This is a genomic window from Rhodococcus sp. Ni2, from assembly GCF_021352185.1.
Lineage (GTDB): Bacteria > Actinomycetota > Actinomycetes > Mycobacteriales > Mycobacteriaceae > Rhodococcus_F > Rhodococcus_F qingshengii.
On record NZ_WOXZ01000001.1, the window covers coordinates 1211781 to 1232044 of the forward strand.

A 20264-nucleotide genomic window follows, 5' to 3' on the forward strand; every position below is an offset into this window, starting at 1 on the left:
TTTCCGATCCATCCGCGAGCGTCCGCGCCGGACCTAACCCACCATGCGCCGCAATTGGCTCGTCGCAACCGAAAGCGCAGCAAGATCGTGTTGCCCGGACGCCTCGATCTCTGCGAGCGCGAGAGTGGACCTCTCGATTCTCGACGCATTCCTTTCTTCCCACCTCGAGAGTTTTTCCGCTGTCGTGTCACCCGCTTCCGCGTCGGCCAAGACGTCGAGGGTCAGGGCCCGCACCGTCGAGTACAACTCGTCCCGCAACGACAACCTCGCCAACGCGTTCCATTTTCCGTCCTTGCTCAATGCCGACACTCGATTGAGCATCGGGACGAGCCCAACATGCTCACCGAGCCGGAAATAGAGTTCGCCGGTCTCCGAGATCGTCCGATCGGCAAGGTCCGCGATCTCCACCACGTCGAGCAGTCCGAACTGATCGAGCAATATCTCCACTCGCCTGACCAGGTTCTCCGGCGCGCCCTTGTCCGTGATGAGGACCGTTCGCGCAGCCAGGTTCCGCTGATCTGCGCCTACCAGCCAGTCATCGAGCTCTGCCGACGCCTCCGCGATGCGATCACCGAATCTGCTGATCTCGGCCCCGACGGCCAGCGGTTGCGGACGACGTGTCAGCATCCACCGTGACGCCCGGTCGAGCAGTCGCCTGGTGAGCAGGATCAACTCGTCGGACACTGCGGTCGAGAGCGAGGCTTCGCTGATGTCGTGCCACAACTTCCACAGTCCGAACACCTCGGAGACCACAGTGAAGGCACGTACTGCGTCTTCCGGATCAGCGCCGACTTCTTCACCGAGCCGATACACATAGGTGATGCCGCCTCGATCGATGACGTTGTTCGTCAGCACTGTCGCGACGATCTCGCGACGAAGTGGGTGCCGGTCGAGGGCGTCACCCCCTGCAACTCGAACGCCCTCCGGAAAATAGTTCGCCAGCACCTGGCGGTAGATCTGGTTGTCGATCGAGCTTCCCGCCAACAGCGTGGATTTCAGATCGAGCTTGACGTGGGCCATCAGTGTGGCGAGTTCCGGCGACGTCAGCCCCGTTCCCGACTTCTCGGCCGCGGCGAACTGCTTCTTGGTCGGAAACCCTTCGATGACACGGTCGACGATCCCGCGCGATTCGAGGTTGGAAATCACTCTGCCGTGCACACCGATCATCGCCCCCGCATCCGCCCGCGTGGTACCCATCAGTTCGTTCTGCGAACGGTTGTCTGCGAGAACGAGTTCTGCGACCTGGTCGGTCAGCGATTCGAGTAGTGCGTCACGACGTGAGTCCGTGACGACGCCTGAGCTGATCAGGGAGTCGAGAAGGATTTTGATGTTCACCTCGTGGTCGGAACAATCGACTCCGGCCGAATTGTCGAGGGCGTCTGTGTTGATCCGTCCACCGCCGCGTGCGTATTCGATCCGTCCGGCCTGGGTGAGGCCGAGATTGCCTCCTTCACCGATCACTCGGGCACGCACTTCGTTGCCGTTCACCCGAACGGCGTCGTTGCTCTTGTCGCCGACTTCGAGGTCGGACTCACCGGAGGCCTTGACGTACGTTCCGATGCCGCCGTTCCACAACAGATCTGCCGGGGACCGCAAAATCGCCCGAACCAGTTGCGGTGGAGTCAGGTCGGTGACGTCGTCCTCGAGGCCCAGTGCCTCTCGTATCTCGTCACTGATCGGAACGCGCTTCGCCGAGCGTTCCCACACTCCGCCGCCGGCACTGATCAAGGTCGGGTCGTAGTCGGCCCACGAGGATCGGGGGAGCGCAAAGAGACGTGATCGCTCGTCGTACGAGCGCTCAGGCGACGGGTCCGGATCGACGAACACGTGCCGATGATCGAACGCCGCGATCAGGCGAATGTGCTTGCTGCACAACATACCGTTGCCGAAGACGTCGCCACTCATGTCTCCGATCCCCACCGCGGTGAAGTCATCGTGCTGGGTATCGACGCCGAGCTCACGGAAGTGCCGCTTGACACTTTCCCAGGCGCCCTTCGCCGTGATACCCATGGCTTTGTGGTCGTAGCCGACCGACCCGCCGGACGCGAAGGCGTCGCCGAGCCAGAATCCGTACTCCGCGGCAACCTCGTTCGCGATGTCGGAGAACTTCGCAGTTCCCTTGTCCGCGGCGACAACAAGATACGTGTCGTCTCCGTCGTGGCGAACGACCCGCCGCGCCGCGACAACGGCCCCGCTCTGCTTGTCGACGTTGTCGGTCAGATCGAGTAGTCCGCGAATGAAGGATCGGTAGCAATCGATCCCGGCCGCCAACGCGGCTTCTCGGTCTGCGTCTGCGCCCAGCCCTGGAACCGGTGGGCGTTTGACGACAAATCCGCCCTTCGCTCCGACAGGCACGATGACTGCGTTCTTGACTGCCTGCGCCTTCACCAATCCCAGTACCTCGGTGCGAAAGTCCTCTTTCCGATCCGACCAGCGCAAGCCGCCGCGAGCCACCGTACCGAAACGAAGGTGCACACCTGCTACATCGGGTGAGTACACGAATATCTCGAACTTCGGTCGAGGGAAAGGCAATACGGACAGCTTCTCCGAATCGAACTTCAACGAGAGCGCGCCGAGCGATTGAGTGGGATACACGAAATAGTTGGTACGCAACGTGTTACGGACCAGTTCGGACAATGCGCGCAGGATCCGATCGGCGTCGAGTCCTTGCACCTGCGCCACGGCCGTTTCCACGTCCGCTGCTGCACGTGCACCTCGATCTCCGTCGACGACGCCAGGATCGAAACGGCTCTCGAACAATTCGCACAATCTGCCGGCGATCTCGGGATGATCGGCAAGTACCTCGGCGACGCGACCGGTGCTGTAAGGAAATCCCGCTTGCTGCAAGAACTCCGCGTATGCCCGCAGCACCACTACCTGTTTCCAGCCGAGTCCCGCGATCGCGACCAATTCGTTGAACGAGTCCGGCTCGGCGTCACCGTTTCGAACCGCGGCAAACGTCGCCGCGAATCGCGCGGCAAAGTTGTCGAAGCCTTCGACCGGAGCACTCGGATAGTCGAGCGTGAACTCGTAGATCCTGGACTGTTCGGTTCCCACCGGTGCGATCTCGTACGGACGTTCGTCGACCACTTCGACGCCCAGGCTCTGCAATACGGGCAGCACCTCGCCCAGCGAGAGCGGATCACCCGAGACGTACAGCCCGAGACGGTGAGTACCCGGTCCGTCGACAGATCGGGCCAACCGTGGACTTACTTCTCCGGGCGCGAGGCCCTCGAACACCGCCATGTCCTCGGCGGCTCGGACAGCGTCGAAATCCTGCTTGTATGCCGCCGGAACTCGCTCGGCGAACCGAGCACGCCTGCGCCGCTCGTCGTAGTGCGAAGCATCCAGAACGAATCGTTCGTCCCACGTCAGGCACGCGTCGACGACGAGGTCCCGAATCTCCCGTGCTTGTCGCGCCGACGCGAAGTTCGCGCCGCCGCCGACTGTGGCCGTGAAATGTACGACGGCCAAGGGGGATTCCGAGACTCGACTGGAGAACTCGATATTGTGGGCACCGAGTGCGTCGGCGAGTACCGACTCGGCCGTTGTTCTGATCGTCGTACTGAATTTCTCGCGCGGAACGAAGAGCAAAGCCGACAACTCTTGATCTCGCCCTGTCGCCGGGGAACTTCCCACCGGTTGCAAGAACAGATGGATCGATGTGCGGCCGTCCACGGAAGTGAGTTCGTCCAGCGCGTCCGCGATTCGGGCCGGCTCGGCCGCCAGGAGCACTGTGACCGGAATCGACTGAATCACTGCCAGCATCGATTGTCCGACAAACGAATCGACGGTGGATCCTGAGGCCTCGAAGATGTCTGCGACGCGTCCTCGCACGAGCGGGGTTAGCCTGACGTCGGCGACGATACCGGTCGCGGTGAAGAACCCGACGAATCGGTACGCACGGTCGCCGACGGACACGTCGATCTCGGTGGCGTATTCGGATCCACCGAACCCTTGCCGGAGGTACACCACTGCAATCGCGAGGGGCGCCGCTTTCGAATCCGAAGAGCCGGTTGGATCGGGGAGCACGCCGATGGCGTACGGCTCGTCACTGTCGACAGTTCGCGCACCACCGATGACACTGAAGTTTCCGGCGCTGCACCACCGGAGAAAGTCAGCTTCTTCGGCGTAGCCGTTCGAGTCCAGTTGCTCGCGCGCCTCGTCGACGAGGTCCCGCAGGGGCACGGAATCGCGGAAGGCACGCGCGATACGGTCGAGGATTCCGGCGACGTCGTCCGCGATCACCTGCGCCTGCGCGTCCGAACAGTGTGCGGGTAGTCCTATGTGGATCCATGATTCGGTGCGCTCCCCGGCCCGGGCGTCTTCGGTGCTGTGCGCCGGTTGTACGGCTGTGCGAAGCACGGGGTGCACCACGAATTCAGGTTCCACGCGGGCACGGGCAAGTGTCGCCAAGACCGCTTCGACGAGCTGCGGCATGTCGTCGCCGACGTATTGAATCGCGGGGCCATCCCCTAACTCCCCGGCCGGCGCGAGTCGCGAGATCGACGAGTTGTGTCCTCGTCGACGCGAAAGGTCCATGTGCGCGGCGACAATCGCCAGCTTGCGGTCTTCGGCGAGCGCAGCGTATCGATCCGCCGACAAGCCCTCGAAATACGTACTGGACACCCTCCTCACATTCTCGGAGTCCGGTGTCGTGTCGACTGAAACGAGGCTCATGTCAGCACCTTCCGTCGAAAGCCACGCTGCTTCCGACTTGTAGTGGGTTCGATCCGCAATCAACTTGTCTATACAGGCTTAGACAAGTTGATCATTGCAGAACGTGAGCCGCGACACAACAAATTCACCCCTGGACAAATTCGCCACCCTCGGCCATAGTCAGTCCATGCCAACTAGTGGCAATTAGATTTCATTAGATGAAATTCGTAACTATTCCGCCTCGAAGGAGCCCCCGTGACTACCCAGACCGCGCCCGACACCGACAGCGTCGATCTCGCAGAGTTCCGCAGCACTGTCCGAGCCTTCGCCAACGCCGAGATCCACCCAGGAGCAGCCGCACGCGACGAGTCCAAGGAGTTCCCGGCGCAGCTGGTCAAGCGCCTCGGGCAGCAGGACCTCATGGGCATTTCCGTGCCCGAGGAATTCGGCGGCCTGGGTCTGTCGACACGAACCCAACTGGTCGCCATCGAAGAAGTTGCACGCACCGACGCCGCGCTGGCATCGATCTACACCGCCCACTACCTGGGCCTCGAGCCGATTCTCGTCGGCGGCTCCGAAGAGCAGAAGCATCGCTGGTTGCCCCAGCTCGCGTCGGGCGAACTACTGGCCGGCTTTGCACTCACAGAACCCGATGCCGGCTCCGACATCGCCTCGATGCGTACCGTCGCCCGACGCGAGGACGACGGCTGGCATCTCTCCGGATCGAAGACGTACATCTCCAACGCCAAGGAAGCCGACCTGGTCGTGCTCTTCGCCAAGACGGACCCGAGCGCAGGATTCCGAGGCATCACCGCCTTCGTAGTCCCCAAGGGAACTCCGGGAATCAGCTACTCGGAGCCGCAGGACAAGATGGGAATTCGTTCGGCCCCGACGTACACCGTCTACCTCGACGACGTCGTTCTGCCGCTCGACTCCGTGATCGGCACCGAAGGTCGCGGCGGCAACATTGCCTTGACCGCCCTGAACCGAGCACGCATCGACGTAGCGGCAATGGCAAACGGCATCGCTCTGCGCGCTTGGGAACTGGGACGCGAGTACGCAACGGAGCGAAAGCAGTTCGGCACGCCGATCTTCGACTTCCAGGCAATCCAGCTACTCCTCGGTGGCTGCGACGCGCAACTTGTCGCATCACGCGTCACCGCAGACTGGGCCGCCGACGTCAAGGACGCCGGTCAGGACATCCGCCGCGCCGCATCGATTTCGAAGTACGTCGCCACCGAAGCCTGCTTCTCGATCGTCGATCAAACCGTACAGATCCACGGTGGCGCAGGTTTCATGCGCGAATCGGAAATCGAACGCCTGTACCGCGATTGCCGCATTCTCCGCATCTTCGAGGGCACCTCGCAGATCCAGTTGCTCACCATTGCCGGCAATGCTCCGTCGCCGCGTTCCACCGAGTTCTGAAAGGCGCGGACATGACTGCACTTCCCCCACTCGACGGCATCCGGGTCATCGACCTCTCGCGCGTCCTTGCCGGACCCTACTGCACCGCACTGCTTTCCGACGCCGGTGCGGACGTCGTCAAGATCGAATCCGAACACGGTGAAGACTCTCGGCACCTCGGCCCGTTCCGCGACGGCGAGAGCATCTACTTCAACGTGCTCAATCGTGGCAAGCGTTCGGTGGCACTCAACCTCAAGAACGACGAGGACCGTGAGGCGCTGCTGACGCTCATCGAGACCGCCGACGTCGTCGTCGAAAACTTTCGCCCCGGCGTCACCAAGCGCCTGGGAATCGACTACGAGGCTGCGCGGGCTCGCAATCCGCGCATCGTGTACGCGTCCATCTCCGGTTTCGGACAGGACGGGCCCATGTCCGGAGCCGCCGCCTACGACCTTGTAGTCCAGGCTCTTTCGGGAATCATGAGCATCACCGGTTCGGAGGAATCCGGGCCGACACGGTTGGGTGAGTCGTTCGGAGACCTGGTCGCCGGGCTGTTCGCCGCCTGGGGAATCAGTACCGCCCTGCTGAGTGCACGGGCGAGCGGACTCGGGCAGCACCTTGACGTCGCGATGTTCGACAGCATGCTCGCCATGCTGCCGACAGCACACAGCCAACTGCAATCCACCGGGCTCACTCCCCCACGCGTCGGCAACCGTCATCCGGTGTCAACACCGTTCGACACCTACAAGGCCGACGACGGACTCTTCGTCCTCGCAGTTGCGAGCCAGTCGGGTTTCGAGAAGCTGGCGCAGACGATGGATCGCGTCGACCTGATCGCAGATCCCCGATTTGCCGACGACACCGCCCGGACCGAGAACGAACCGGCACTGCGCAAGGAGATCGAAAACTGGGCTGCCGGAAAGACCGTCACCGACGTGGTCGGTATTCTCGGCGACGCGGGCCTCGCCGGCTCGGAAATCTGGGACGTCCAGCAGGCACTCACCTCCGCGCAGGCCGAGTATCGCGGAGTCGTCGAATCGTTCGAGCACCCGGTAGCAGGAAAAATCTCCTACGTACGACAACCCGTCGTGTTCGGTGATAGCCGACGCCCCGATGTCCGCCGCAGTCCCCTGCTGGACGAGCACCACGGTGAGGTACTGCCGGGCTCGCGATAGATTCAGCGCAGACATCCCTCGGCACTTGGAGTAGGACATGGCCCCCGGCGACGTGACCCGCAGCGCGAATCGCACGTTCGAACTTCTCGGTGCGATCGTCGAGCACGGCGGGTTGACGCTCGGCGACGCCGCCAAGGCAACCGATCTGGCAACCAGTACCGCGCTTCGCCTGATCAGAAGCCTCGAACAAACCGAGTTCGTCGTCCGCGGCGAGGACAACGTCTATCGCGTCGGCCCGCGGCTACTACAGATCGGGGCTCGCGCACTCGGTGACAATCAACTGTTGCCGAGAGCGCGGCCCGCGATGAAGGCCATCGCCGAAACCACGAGAGAGTCGACCTACCTGTCGACGAAGGGACCGAAAGACACTGCGCTGTATCTCGATCAGATCGAGGGCACGCACGCGATCCGCCACATGGGGTGGGTGGGCCAGAGCGTTCCCCTGGACGGCACCGCCGTCGGCGCAGCGTTGAGCGGCAAGGTAGGCGAGAGCGGGTACGCCATTGCGCACGACACCATCGAGGATCACTCGACCGGAGTTGCCGCGCCGATCTACAACGCGGTCGGTCAGATAGCCGGAGCGCTCAGCGTCGTGGGCCCGACCTTCCGTCTGACGGACGAGGTCTGCGCCAGCCACGGCCGCGTCTTGGTGGAGCACTGCGCCCGGTTGTCCGCGGAACTCGGCAACCAGACTCCCTGACCACCCCGAGCACTTGGCGATTCAGTCTCGTATCCGAGCACTTGGCGATTCAGTCTCGTATCCGAGACAATGTGGTTCCCCGCTCCCACCTCAGCCCTACCCGTAAGGACACACCCCATATGACGACGAGCCGCGTGAAATCTGCTGAGCGCGTGCTCGACGTGCTCGATCTCCTGGCCCGCCGGGGTGTGCCGCTGGCGACGGCAGAAATCTCCAGCGCCCTCGAGCTGCCGAAGAGTACGACGCATCACCTCCTCAATGTCATGCGGGATCGACGGTTCGTCTCGTACTGGGCTGATCAACGCGCCTGGACCCTGGGTGTCTCGGCGTTCGAAGTCGGTGCGTCGTACATGCGGTCCGGCCCACTTCACCGTGAGGGCCAACGATTCATGCTGGCACTCACTCAGTCGACCGACGAGACCTCCCATCTGGCGGTACTTCAGGGTTCTGACGTCATCTACCTCGACAAACGTGAACCTCTGAAGCCCGGCGTTCGGTTGGTGACCGAGATCGGGACCCGCCTTCCGGCGCATCTCACCGCAGTCGGGCGGGCGATTCTGAGCCGTCTGGATGCGGAACAGATCAGCGCGCTCTACGAGGGGTACACCTGGCCGACGCGGACCGGAACGGGTCCGTCGACGCTCGCCGAACTGCGAGAACTGCTCGCCGCAGCACGTGAGAGCGGATATGCGGTCGAAGAGAATGCGACGACATCCGGGATCAACTGCATCGCCAGCCCCGTGATCACACGGGACGGTCGTCCGGTCGCAGCTCTCGGCGTCACCTTCCTCTCCGGCTCCAAATCGGCCGAGGAGAGTGCCCTGATCGCCGACCGAGTGCGCGCCGTCAGCGCCGAGTTCTCCGCCGATCTCGGAGATCGAATGGTGGAGACCCCGACCGCAGACATGTAGCCAATTTCTCCGTTCCGTACTTTGCGGGCCTTGTTTTCGTCTCATATTCAAGACTAGAGTCTCGTATACAAGACTTTGTTAGATAGCCACGCATCATCATTGGAGTCCCATGAACGCCACCCCTGCCACCCAGACAGCCACCCGAACCATCGAGGTCGGAATCGGCGCTGTCACCATCGCCGACGTCGTCGACGTCGCGCGCAACGGATACGGCGTTGCATTGACCGCGGAATCACTGGCCGCGATCGCCGAAAGTCGTGCACGCATCGAAGCGCTGGCCGCAGACCCCACACCGGTCTACGGAGTTTCCACCGGATTCGGCGCACTTGCCACCCGGCACATTCCGGCGCATCTGCGGACACAGTTGCAGCGCAGCCTGATCCGCTCACATGCGGCAGGTTCGGGACCGGAAGTCGAACGCGAAGTGATCCGGGCCTTGATGCTTCTGCGTCTGTCGACGCTCGCCACCGGGCGAACCGGAGTGCGCCCTGTAGTCGCACAGGCGTACGCCGACCTACTCACCGCAGGCATCACCCCGGTGGTGCACGAATACGGCAGCCTCGGATGCTCGGGAGATCTGGCACCACTGGCGCATGTGGCGATGGCAATCATCGGTGAAGGTTCCGTCCGCACCGCCGACGGTGAACTCACCGATGCGGCAACGGCATTGGCTGCCCATGGTCTCGAACCGGTGGTTCTGGCCGAGAAGGAAGGCCTCGCCCTGATCAACGGTACCGACGGGATGCTCGGTCAACTGGCCCTTGCGATCACCGATCTCGATCATCTGCTCAAGTTGGCCGACATCGCTGCCGCCATGAGCGTCGAGGGCTTGCTCGGCACCGATCAAGTGTTCGCCGCCGATCTTCAGGCGCTTCGCCCCCACCCCGGACAGGGCGCGGCCGCCTCGAACATGGTGCGCTTGCTTGCCGACTCCCCGATCGTCGCCAGCCACGCGGGCCCTGACTGCACCAGAGTTCAGGACGCGTACTCACTGCGGTGCGCACCGCAGGTCGCCGGCGGCGCACGCGACACCGTCGATCACGCCCGACTGGTTGCCGGGCGCGAATTGGCCAGTGCTGTCGACAATCCCGTCGTCACTCTCGACGGAAGGGTTCGGTCGAACGGTAACTTCCACGGAGCTCCCGTGGCTTACGTCTTGGACTTCCTCGCCATCGTGACCGCGGATGTCGCGGGGATCAGCGAACGCCGAACCGACCGCTTCCTCGACGTAGCACGCAATCACGGTCTGACCCCCTTCCTCGCCGACGACCCCGGTGTCGACAGCGGACTGATGATCGCGCAGTACACACAAGCTGCCATCGTGTCCGAACTCAAGCGACTCGCGAGCCCGGCCAGTGTCGATTCGATTCCCTCCTCGGCCATGCAGGAAGATCACGTCTCCATGGGATGGTCGGGTGCACGCAAGCTCCGCCGGTCCATCGACGGTCTCACCCGAGTTCTCGCGATCGAGATACTGACTGCAGCAAGAGGAATCGATTTGCGCTCCCCACTCGAGCCCTCCCCCGCCACCGGAGCCGTCCTTCGGACCCTGCGCGAGAAGGTGCAGGGGCCGGGTACCGATCGCTTCCTGTCCCCCGAGATCGAGGCCGCGGTGGACTTGGCGGCATCGGGTGCACTTGTTGCGGCCGCGGAGAACGCGATCGGCGCCCTGGCATGAGCGCGCCCGGTGCGCTGAGGCCTCGCCCCCGACCCGAAATCGAAGCGCTCCCTCGATACTCCAAAGCCGCCGGCCTCGAGCAGGTTCGGTGGCGGGCGTCGAGCAACGAGTCGACGGTTGCACCCTCGGCGGCCATTCTCGAGGCCGTCAATCTCGCGGCCTCACACTCACACTTGTATCCGTCGCTGTTCGGCGACACACTGATAGCCCGGTTGAGCGACCGTCTGGGCGTGGGCGACGACCAGGTACTGGTCGGCGCCGGGTCGTTGGCACTGCTCCAGCAGGTATTGACCGCATACACGGGCCCTGGCACCGAAGTCGTCTACCCGTGGCGCAGCTACGAGGCGTACCCGATACTGATCGGAATCGCCGGGGCGAGCGGTGTACCCGTCGCACTCGATTCCGAACATCGGCACGATCTGAGTGCAATGTCGGCAGCCGTGACTCCGCGGACCCGCGCAGTACTCGTCTGCAACCCCAACAATCCGACCGGAAGCGAGTTCTCGACCGCCGAGTTCGTCTCGTTCGCCCGCTCGATCCCGGGTGACGTCCTCATCCTTCTGGACGAGGCTTACCGGGAGTTCGCGACCAGCGATGTCGACGGCGTCGACCTGTTTCGAGCCTTTCCCAACATCGTCGTCTTCCGAACCTTCTCCAAGGCTTACGGATTGGCCGGACTTCGTGCCGGCTATGCCGTCACCAACTCGGCGATCGCAGCGGATCTTCGCAGCGCTGCACCGCCCTTCGGGCTCAGCGCCGTTGCCGAGGCCGCAGCCTGCGCGGCCCTGACCGATCCGGCACACACCGATTCGATAGTCGAAACGGTGACCGCGGGTCGCTCTCACCTATGTGAGCAATTGGCTCTGCGCGGCGTCGAGACGGTCCCGAGCGGTGCCAACTTCGTGTGGATCCCTCTCGGCAAGAGAGCTTCTGCACTCGAAGCGGCCTGCGTCGCGCAGGGTGTCTCGGTCCGGATGTTCCCCGGCGAGGGTGTGCGGGTGACCGTAGGTGAGCGGGCAGCAGAAGACGCCGTGATCGCCGCTGTGGATGCACTCGCACACAACCATTGACCGACTGGAGAAAAGAATGTCCGTCCACGAACTTGCTCGGTCGATCGGTTCGAGTCGCCTGATCACCGACCCTGCGGTAATGGACTCGTACCGCCGTGACGAGGCCCATCTCGCCGAACCCGGCCATCCGGTAGCCGTCATGCTCGCCGAAACTGCGGCCGACATTTCCGAGGCTCTGAAATGGGCTACTGCTCACCGTGTCCCGGTGGTAACCCGCGGTGCGGGAACCGGTTTGGCGGGCGGCGGGGCAGCCGTCGAGGGCTGCCTGGTCATCTCGACCACTCGTATGCGCTCGATTCTCGAGGTCAATCCGGACGATCAGCTCGCTGTCGTGGAAGCCGGGGTGATCAACGCCGACATCAGTCGAGCAGCAGACGAGTACGGGCTGATGTACGCCCCTGATCCGAGCAGTTTCGAGATCTCCACGATCGGCGGAAACATCGCCACCAACGCCGGTGGACTGCGTTGCGTGAAGTACGGCGTCACCCGCGATTCAGTCCTGGGTCTCGAGGTTGTGCTCGCCGACGGTCGGATCGTGCGGACAGGCCGAAGGACCGTCAAAGGTGTTGCGGGATACGACTTGACCAGTCTTCTCGTCGGTTCGGAGGGAACACTCGGAGTCGTCACGAGTGCCACGCTGAAGTTGCAGCCCAAGCCCAAGAGAGCACCGGTCACCGTCGTCGGCAGTTTCGATTCTCTCCGCTCCGCAGCGGACGCAGTTGCCGCGGTCGTTCGCGACGGGATCGGACCGAGCCTGCTGGAGCTGATCGATCGAGCAACGCTGCGCGCAGTCGACGACTGGAAACGAATCGGATTGGAAGACAACACCGCCGCGATGCTGATCGCACAGGCCGACGGGGTCGATGCCGACGCAGCAGCCGCGGCGATGCAGAAACACTTCGAGAGGGCGGGCGCCGATTTTGTCGCCGTCTCGCAGGACGCGGCAGAAGCCGCACAGCTACTCGAGATTCGCCGACTCGCCTATCCGGCTTCCGAACGACTCGGGCAATGTCTCGTGGAAGACGTCGGGGTCCCGCGGTCGAAACTGCCCGACATGCTCGAGAGTATCGACCGAGCGGCCGCCGAGCACATGGTCAAGATCATGACTGTCGCGCATGCTGGTGACGGCAACGTCCATCCGACCTTCGTCTTCGACCGCGCTGCCGACGGCTCGGTCCCCGAAGCCGTGTGGACCGCCGCGGACGAGGTCTTCCGGCGTGCTCTCGAACTCGGCGGAACTCTGACCGGAGAGCACGGCGTCGGCGTTCTGAAGCGTCGCTGGCTCTCTCTCGAGCTCGGTGAGGACAGCATGCAACTGCACCGATCGATCAAGGCTGCCTTCGACCCGCTCGGAATCCTCAACCCGGGTAAGGGTTTCTGATTTCTCGCGCGGTGTTACACAGCATTTACGCGAAAACGGGTCCCGGGTATTGACGCCTGTATATACAGGCATATACATTTATCCGCAGTGACAGTGACCCAGCGCACAAAGCACAAGGCGCAAAGCACCAAGCACGAAGAAGGTGGGCAATACCCCGACGTCGATTCCGTCGCTCGACGGGCTCGCAGCAGAAAGACAGGCCTATGACTCACGATGGACCGGCCGAGGTCATCCTCACTCCGGAACGACGCACTATCGACGTCGTCCCGGATGCAGAACGACACGGCACCCCGCGCAGCCAGTTCACTCTCTGGTTCGGCGCCAACATGCAGATCACTGCAATCGTCGACGGCGCTCTCGCCGTCGTATTCGGCGCGGACGCCATCTGGGCGATCGTCGGACTTCTGATCGGCAACATCTTCGGTGGCGCTGTCATGGCGCTTCACTCCGCACAGGGCCCGCGTATGGGTCTCCCCCAGATGATCTCGAGTCGCGCCCAGTTCGGCGTCAAGGGAGCAGTCGTACCGCTTGTTCTCGTCATCCTGATGTACCTCGGCTTCGCTGCCACCGGCACCGTGTTGGCCGGACAGGCCGTCAACAAGATCCTGCACATCGACAGCCCCACCGTCGGCATCGTCGTCTTCGGTCTCCTCACCGCATTCGTCGCGGTCACCGGCTACAAGCTGATCCACATCGTCGGCAGGATCGCCACCGTCGTGGGCATCGTCGGATTCTCCTACCTGGCCGTTCGACTGTTCCTCGAGTACGACGTCGCCTCGTACGTCGGCATCAAGGGCTTCGACATAGTCACCTTCCTGCTCGCGATCTCGCTGGGTGCCGGTTGGCAGCTCACCTTCGGCCCGTACGTCGCCGACTACTCGCGTTACCTGCCGCGCAGCACTTCCGAGAGCACCACGTTCTGGTCGACGTTCCTCGGTAGTGTCATCGGATCGCAGTGGTCCATGACCTTCGGCGCTCTCGTCGCGGCCTGCGCCGGCGACGCGTTCCTGGGTAACCAGGTCGGCTTCATGGGAGATCTGGCCGGACCCGCTGCCATTGCCTTCCTGATCTACTTCGTCATCCTGGTCGGCAAGCTGACGGTGAACGTGCTCAACGCCTACGGCGGATTCATGTCGATCCTGACCACCGTCACCGCCTTCAACGGACAGTCGCGAATCTCGAGCACCGCGCGCACCCTCTACATCCTCGGTTTCACTGCGGTCTCGGTCTTGATCGCCATCGCCGCCAGCGCCGACTTCCTGGACAACTTCAAGAACTTCGTCCTGGTGTTGCTGATGGTGTTCACGCCGTGGAGTGCGATCAATCTGATCGACTACTACCTGATCTCCAAGGAACGCATCGACATTCCGGCGCTGTACGACGTCAACGGTCGATACGGTGCATGGAACTTCACCGCATTGGCTTGCTACGCCGCCGGCGTTCTCGCCCAGATCCCGTTCCTCGCCCAGAAGATGTACACCGGCCCCGTCACGGACATGCTCGGCGGCGCCGACATCTCGTGGCTGGTCGGCATCGTGTTCACCGGGCTGATCTATTACCCACTCGCCAAGCGCACGAGCAATCCCCCTTCGTCGATGATCTACCCCGATCACACCGCGATGACCGACTCTCGCGTCTGATCCCCCAACGTCTTTCGAACTTCAGCAAGCTAGGAGAACACAATGGAAATCAGCACCCCCGGCCACGAGCCGCGCCCCGTCCGCGCTCCCCGCGGCCCCGAGCTCACGACGCTCGGTTGGCAGCAGGAGGGTGCCCTGCGCATGCTCATGAACAACCTCGACCCCGATGTTGCCGAGCACCCGGACAGCCTCGTCGTCTACGGCGGAACCGGTCGCGCAGCGCGTAGTTGGGCTGCCTTCGACGCCATGGTCGCCACGCTGAAGACGCTGAAGAACGACGAGACCATGCTGGTGCAGTCCGGCAAGCCGGTCGGTGTCTTCCGCACCAACGAGTGGGCACCGCGAGTGCTGATCGCCAACTCCAACCTGGTCGGTGACTGGGCGAACTGGGAAGAGTTCCGCCGTCTCGAAGACCTCGGCCTGACCATGTACGGCCAGATGACCGCAGGCTCCTGGATTTACATCGGCACCCAGGGAATCCTGCAGGGTACGTACGAGACCTTCGGCGCCATCGCGAAGAAGCGCTACAACGGCTCACTCGCCGGAACGATCACCCTCACTGCGGGTCTCGGCGGCATGGGCGGCGCTCAGCCTCTCGCCGTCACTATGAACGACGGCGTCGCGATCTGCGTCGACTGCGACATCACCCGCATCGACCGTCGTATCGCCCACAAGTACCTCGACACCAAGGCAGACAGCATCGAGCACGCGCTCGAACTGGCGACCGCGGCACGCGATGCCAAGAAGCCACTCTCCATCGGCCTCGAAGGCAATGCGGCAGAGATCTTCCCGGCGCTGCTGGAGATGAAGGCCCCCATCGACATCGTGACCGACCAGACCTCGGCGCACGATCCCCTCGCCTACCTGCCGATCGGCATCGACTTCGGCGACATGAAGACCATGTCGGAGAAGGATCCGCAGAAGTTCACCGAAGATTCCCGCAACGCGATGGCCGCACACGTCAAGGCCATGGTCGGATTCATGGACGCCGGCGCCGAGGTATTCGACTACGGCAACTCCATCCGCGACGAGGCCCGCAAGGCCGGCTACGACCGTGCATTCGACTTCCCCGGATTCGTTCCCGCCTACATCCGTCCGCTCTTCGAAGAAGGCCTCGGCCCCTTCCGCTGGGCAGCGCTCTCGGGTGATCCCAAGGACATCGAGGCCACCGACAAGGCCATCCTCGAACTCTTCCCCGAGAACGAGCACCTGCGCCGCTGGATCACCATGGCCGGCGAAAAGGTTGCCTTCGAAGGCCTTCCGGCTCGTATCTGCTGGCTCGGATACGGTGAGCGCCACCTCGCCGGCCTCAAGTTCAACGAGATGGTGGCCTCGGGCGAGCTCTCCGCACCGATCGCCATCGGCCGCGATCACCTCGACTCCGGATCGGTCGCCTCGCCGTACCGCGAAACCGAATCGATGATCGACGGGTCCGACGCGATCGCCGACTGGCCGCTGCTCAACGCCCTGGTCAACACCGCGTCCGGCGCTTCGTGGGTTTCACTCCACCAAGGCGGCGGCGTCGGGATGGGGCGCTCCATCCACGCGGGACAGGTGTGCATCGCCGACGGCACCGAACTCGCAGCCAAGAAGCTCGAAGCAGTTCTCACCAACGATCCCGGGATGGGTGTCATCCGGCATGCGGATGCAGGATACGACCACGCCATCGACACGGCAGCCACCCGCGGCGTCCGCATCCCGATGACCGAGAACTGAAACAGCTCCACGACCTCACCCTGAGTTAGGAATTACATTGACCACGAATGGTTCTCGAACCACCGTTCTGACCAACATCGGAACCCTCGTCACCAATGACCCGACTCTGGGTGAGGGCAAGCTCGGCGTACGACACGACGCGGCAATCGTTTTCGACGAGGGCGATGTTGCTTGGGTCGGCGATTCCGCCGACGCCCCGGCTGCCGATATCGGTCAGGATATCGGCGGTCGGGCCCTGCTCCCCGGATTCGTGGAGAGTCACTCGCACCTGGTGTTCGGTGGCGAGCGGGCCGAGGAATTCGCAGCTCGCATGGCGGGCGAGAAGTACGCGGCGGGCGGTATTCGCAACACCATCGAAGCGACGCGCTCGGCCACCGACGAACAATTGCAGGCCAATGTTCGACGCCTACTCGACGAATCCCTGCGCTCGGGCAGCACAACCGTCGAATGCAAGACCGGATACGGGCAGAACACCGAGAGCGAACTACGCAGCGCACTGATCGCCGGACAGTTCACCGACGAGGTCACACTGCTGGCCGCCCACGTTCCACCACCCGAATATGCCGGCCGCGCCGATGACTACGTCGCCATGGCGTGCGACGAGATGATCCCTGCCTGTGCGCCACACGCGAAGTGGATCGACGTCTTCTGCGAACGAGGGGCGTTCAACCGCGAACAGGCACATGCAGTCCTGAGCGCAGGCGTCGCCGCTGGACTGATCCCCCGCGTCCACGGCAATCAACTCGGCGAAGGGCCAGGAGTTCAGCTCGCCGTCGAGATGGGAGCCGCGTCCGTCGATCACGTCACCTACGTCACCGCCGAGGACATCGACGCCCTGGCTCAGAGTTCCACCGTCGCAACACTGTTGCCCGGCGCCGACTTCTCCACCCGCAACAAGTACCCCGACGCCCGCGCACTGCTGGACGCCGGCGTCACAGTAGCTCTCGGCGCCGACTGCAATCCCGGCACCTGCTACACCACCAGCCTCCCGTTCTGCATAGCAATTGCGGTGCGAGACATGCACATGACACCCGCCGAGGCAGTCTGGGCAGCCACTGCAGGAGGCGCCCGGGCGCTGCAGCGCACCGACGTCGGAACCCTTTCTCTCGGAACACGTGCCGACGCCATCGCGCTCGATGCACCGTCGTACCTCCACCTCGCCTACCGCCCGGGCGTCCCTCTGGTGCGCGAGGTCTGGAAAAACGGCGCACTCGCCACAAGCTACTGAAATACACTCACCGGGAGGCCGTCGTGGCACATCAGATCGCAGTCGACATCGAACCCAAGCCGTGGACCGGGCGCTCCGACGGCACCACTGCCGAGCATCTGCGGTGGCATCATGCCGTGCAACCGTATTCAGCCGAAACAGCTCCCGGCGACTGTGTTCTGATCGGATTCTCCAGCGACGAAGGAGTCCGCCGCAACAAGGGCCGCCGCGGTGCCGCGGATGGCCCCGACGCTTTGCGAGCCGGGTTGGCTTCCATGGCGCTGGCCGAACCACTGCAGATTCAGGACGCCGGAACCGTTGCCGTGTCGGGTGAAGAACTCGAGGCCGGTCAGGCTGCACTCGGGAACGCCGTCAGCGCTGCGCTTGATTCGGGACACTTCCCCGTGGTTCTCGGGGGAGGACACGAAATCGCCTACGGTACATACCTCGGCGTCGCGGGCTCCGAGTTGCGAACCGCTGGAGCCAAACTCGGAATCCTCAACTTGGATGCGCACTTCGACCTGCGGGGCGATCCGATACCCAGCTCCGGCACACCCTTTCGTCAGATCGCCGAGGACGAAGCCGCGGCAGGCACCTCGCATCAGTACAGCGTGATCGGAATCAGCCAACCGAGCAACACCACGGCACTGTTCGACACGGCTCACCGCCTCGGTGTTCGCTATCTGCTCGACGAAGAATGCGGAGCGATCGGCCGAGGCGTCGTGGATCAGTTCCTCGCAGACTTCCTCGACGACGTCGATCTGGTCTACCTGACCATCGACCTCGATGTCCTGCCTGCAGCTGTGGCGCCGGGCGTCAGCGCACCTGCGGCCTACGGAGTCAGCCTCGAAACCATCCAATACGTATGTGACCGAGTCACGTCCAGCGGAAAACTCGCGGTTCTCGATGTCGCCGAACTGAACCCGAGCCTAGACGTCGACAATCGCACTGCCCGAACGGCTGCTCGTCTGATCCACCGGATAGTCACGAAGCACGTGCCGGTTCAGCGCTAGCCTCGGCGCGCCTCGAGCGCATCGAGGATGAGATCGAGACCGTAGGCGAACTCATTCGTGTGGTCGTAATCAGGACTCAGACCGTGATCGACGATCATCTCGTGAAGGAAGGGCAACTCTTCAGCCGGAAGGCGCTCGAGGATGTCACTCGCAACTTCTTCGACGTCGCCGGGTGCGCTCATCGGTAGATTCGCCTCCTGGAGAACATATCCGCCGATATAGCTGTCGATCAGCGAGGCTCCGTGCGCGGCCATCGGGAGTGTGAACCCGGCCTTCCGGAGCACTCCGAGCACAGCGTCGAGATGACGCAGGGTCGCCGAGCCAGGGCTGCGTCGCGAATCCAGCAGACCGAGAGCCCAACGGTGCTGCGACAGGACTGTGCGAGCGGAAAAGGCGCGTCCACGGATTGCATCTCGCCAATCCGCACACTCACTGTCGGGCAGGTCGATCGCCTCGAAGACCGCATCGACGAGGCCGTCGAGAATCGCATCTTTGTTGGGCACGTGGTGGTAGAGCGACATCGCCTCGATGCCCAGCTCCTGGGCCACCCGTCGCATCGTGACGGCCTCGACACCACCCGCGTCGGCAACGCGGATCGCACCCTCGATTACGCGAGTCCTGTTCAGCGACTGTCGCGGTTGCCGTGACACACAGACTCCCCTCGGCGGAACGAATACGTTGACAACCTTACATGCGTAAGTCACCCTTACAGGTGTAAGCCAGCCTTACGTTCGTAAGGCGCTCGCGAAGGGAGATCGCAATGCCGATGCCGAGATGGTGGGGACATGTCAACAAGCGAGTGTTCAACCCGCGTGCAATTTCGAGCGGTAAATGGCCGGTACTGACTCACGTCGGACGCACATCCGGCACGACCTACCGGACGCCCCTCGACGCCTATCCGGTCGAGGGTGGCTACGTCTTCATTCTGGTGTACGGATCAGGCTCGGACTGGGTGCAGAACGTCTTGAGAGCGGGAAGCACTCGACTGTCCGTCGACGAGACGGAGGTGAGCCTCGGCACCCCGCGCCTCGTCGCGAAAGGCGAAGCATTTCAAGCACTTTCCTCAGACGTGTCCGAGCCTCCGAGGCTGCTCCGCATCACCGAGTACCTTCGGATGGATCTGATTACGGCCTGAGGCTGCCACTCACGCGAGGACCTCACGCACGGCGGACCTGACTTCGTCCATGCTGCAACCGGATTCGATCAGTTCGGTACCCGTATGCACCAGCGAGTTGATCAACTTGGCGGTGAGCTTCGGGTCCGACACGCCACGGAGGCGGAGGGCCTCGACCAGCGGAAGCACAAGACTGTCGTGCATTTCCATGATCCGCGAATCTCGAAATGTTTGCGGGGTCAGTGTCGCCAGCGCTCCGACTATCGCATGCTCTCCGTCGGCAACCAGTTGGAGGTTTGCCTCGACGTACGCCCATACCGGATCGTCTGCGCCTGCCATCGCCTCGACGATCTTGTCGTTCCAGCGCGGGAACATGTCTTCGACGACGGCACTGAGGAGATCTTCCCGGGACCGGAAGTAGTGGTAGGCACTCGACCTGGCGAGCCCTGCCTTCGCTGCCACCTCACCGAGCCCCGGCGGCCGGTCCGGGGCCTCGGACAGAAGAGCGTGTGCAGCGTCGAGGAGGGCACGGCGCTGAGCAGCACGATGCTCGACCACAGTGGGCGCATCGATCCTCGGCACCGAATCTCCTCCAG

At 63.3% G+C, this 20264-nt stretch carries 15 protein-coding genes; 12 read left to right on the forward strand and 3 right to left on the reverse strand.

Annotation, left to right across the window (positions count from 1 at the left end; genetic code table 11):
• Nucleotides 1–33 precede the first annotated feature (33 nt).
• Nucleotides 34–4680 (reverse strand): NAD-glutamate dehydrogenase domain-containing protein, encoded by a 4647-nt coding sequence (locus tag GN300_RS05785; protein WP_233405575.1) that lies wholly within the window; start codon nucleotides 4678–4680, stop codon nucleotides 34–36.
• Between the two features lie 234 nt (nucleotides 4681–4914).
• Here GN300_RS05785 and GN300_RS05790 point away from each other — a divergent pair, with 234 nt between their 5' ends.
• From GN300_RS05790 to hutG, 11 genes are all read left to right on the forward strand, one after another.
• Entirely contained in the window at nucleotides 4915–6084 is a 1170-nt protein-coding gene (locus tag GN300_RS05790) for an acyl-CoA dehydrogenase family protein (protein ID WP_007732726.1), read from the forward strand.
• Between the two features lie 11 nt (nucleotides 6085–6095).
• Nucleotides 6096–7238, forward strand: coding sequence for a CaiB/BaiF CoA-transferase family protein (locus GN300_RS05795; RefSeq protein WP_063315768.1), 1143 nt, complete (start codon nucleotides 6096–6098; stop codon nucleotides 7236–7238).
• A 37-nt stretch (nucleotides 7239–7275) separates the two neighbouring features.
• A complete protein-coding gene (locus tag GN300_RS05800) occupies nucleotides 7276–7938 on the forward strand; it encodes an IclR family transcriptional regulator (protein WP_030536970.1) in 663 nt (220 codons plus the stop codon).
• Between the two features lie 119 nt (nucleotides 7939–8057).
• A complete protein-coding gene (locus GN300_RS05805; protein WP_007732728.1) occupies nucleotides 8058–8849 on the forward strand; it encodes an IclR family transcriptional regulator in 792 nt (263 codons plus the stop codon).
• Between the two features lie 109 nt (nucleotides 8850–8958).
• Nucleotides 8959–10527, forward strand: coding sequence for a histidine ammonia-lyase (hutH, locus tag GN300_RS05810; RefSeq protein ID WP_007732730.1), 1569 nt, complete (start codon nucleotides 8959–8961; stop codon nucleotides 10525–10527).
• Nucleotides 10524–11597: a histidinol-phosphate transaminase gene (locus GN300_RS05815; RefSeq protein ID WP_063315767.1), complete on the forward strand. Its 1074-nt coding sequence runs from the start codon at nucleotides 10524–10526 to the stop codon at nucleotides 11595–11597. The genes hutH and GN300_RS05815 overlap by 4 nt, the downstream gene beginning before the upstream one ends.
• A 16-nt stretch (nucleotides 11598–11613) precedes the next feature.
• Nucleotides 11614–12978 carry an FAD-binding oxidoreductase gene (locus GN300_RS05820; protein WP_007732738.1) on the forward strand — a complete coding sequence of 455 codons (1365 nt, stop codon included), beginning with the start codon at nucleotides 11614–11616 and terminating at the stop codon, nucleotides 12976–12978.
• A gap of 203 nt (nucleotides 12979–13181) precedes the next feature.
• Nucleotides 13182–14618, forward strand: a complete 1437-nt coding sequence (locus tag GN300_RS05825) for a cytosine permease (protein ID WP_003940251.1) — start codon at nucleotides 13182–13184, stop codon at nucleotides 14616–14618.
• A 42-nt stretch (nucleotides 14619–14660) separates the two neighbouring features.
• Nucleotides 14661–16334 carry a urocanate hydratase gene (gene hutU, locus GN300_RS05830; protein ID WP_007732742.1) on the forward strand — a complete coding sequence of 558 codons (1674 nt, stop codon included), beginning with the start codon at nucleotides 14661–14663 and terminating at the stop codon, nucleotides 16332–16334.
• 37 nt (nucleotides 16335–16371) lie between these two features.
• Nucleotides 16372–17562, forward strand: a complete 1191-nt coding sequence (gene hutI, locus GN300_RS05835; protein ID WP_063315766.1) for an imidazolonepropionase — start codon at nucleotides 16372–16374, stop codon at nucleotides 17560–17562.
• Between the two features lie 23 nt (nucleotides 17563–17585).
• Nucleotides 17586–18554, forward strand: a complete 969-nt coding sequence (gene hutG, locus GN300_RS05840) for a formimidoylglutamase (protein WP_042926100.1) — start codon at nucleotides 17586–17588, stop codon at nucleotides 18552–18554.
• Here the strand turns inward: hutG and GN300_RS05845 are convergent.
• Nucleotides 18551–19204 (reverse strand): TetR/AcrR family transcriptional regulator, encoded by a 654-nt coding sequence (locus GN300_RS05845; protein WP_063315765.1) that lies wholly within the window; start codon nucleotides 19202–19204, stop codon nucleotides 18551–18553. The two genes, hutG and GN300_RS05845, sit on opposite strands and share 4 nt — an antisense overlap.
• 110 nt (nucleotides 19205–19314) lie before the next feature.
• Between GN300_RS05845 and GN300_RS05850 the strand changes: the two genes are divergently transcribed.
• Nucleotides 19315–19689 carry a hypothetical protein gene (locus GN300_RS05850; protein WP_063315764.1) on the forward strand — a complete coding sequence of 125 codons (375 nt, stop codon included), beginning with the start codon at nucleotides 19315–19317 and terminating at the stop codon, nucleotides 19687–19689.
• A 9-nt stretch (nucleotides 19690–19698) separates the two neighbouring features.
• On the opposite strand, the gene GN300_RS05855 is transcribed toward GN300_RS05850, so the two are convergent.
• Nucleotides 19699–20250: a TetR/AcrR family transcriptional regulator gene (locus GN300_RS05855; protein WP_007732757.1), complete on the reverse strand. Its 552-nt coding sequence runs from the start codon at nucleotides 20248–20250 to the stop codon at nucleotides 19699–19701.
• Nucleotides 20251–20264: the final 14 nt, after the last annotated feature.

Bases quoted from the DNA above. Each gene is read 5' to 3' on its own strand.
- GN300_RS05815 (WP_063315767.1), top strand. From the start codon at position 10,524: ATGAGCGCGCCCGGTGCGCTGAGGCCTCGCCCCCGACCCGAAATCGAA.
- GN300_RS05800 (WP_030536970.1), top strand. From the start codon at position 7,276: ATGGCCCCCGGCGACGTGACCCGCAGCGCGAATCGCACGTTCGAACTT.
- hutH (WP_007732730.1), top strand. From the start codon at position 8,959: ATGAACGCCACCCCTGCCACCCAGACAGCCACCCGAACCATCGAGGTC.
- GN300_RS05850 (WP_063315764.1), top strand. From the start codon at position 19,315: ATGCCGATGCCGAGATGGTGGGGACATGTCAACAAGCGAGTGTTCAAC.
- GN300_RS05820 (WP_007732738.1), top strand. From the start codon at position 11,614: ATGTCCGTCCACGAACTTGCTCGGTCGATCGGTTCGAGTCGCCTGATC.
- GN300_RS05785 (WP_233405575.1), bottom strand. From the start codon at position 4,680: ATGAGCCTCGTTTCAGTCGACACGACACCGGACTCCGAGAATGTGAGG.
- GN300_RS05795 (WP_063315768.1), top strand. From the start codon at position 6,096: ATGACTGCACTTCCCCCACTCGACGGCATCCGGGTCATCGACCTCTCG.
- hutU (WP_007732742.1), top strand. From the start codon at position 14,661: ATGGAAATCAGCACCCCCGGCCACGAGCCGCGCCCCGTCCGCGCTCCC.
- GN300_RS05825 (WP_003940251.1), top strand. From the start codon at position 13,182: ATGACTCACGATGGACCGGCCGAGGTCATCCTCACTCCGGAACGACGC.
- GN300_RS05805 (WP_007732728.1), top strand. From the start codon at position 8,058: ATGACGACGAGCCGCGTGAAATCTGCTGAGCGCGTGCTCGACGTGCTC.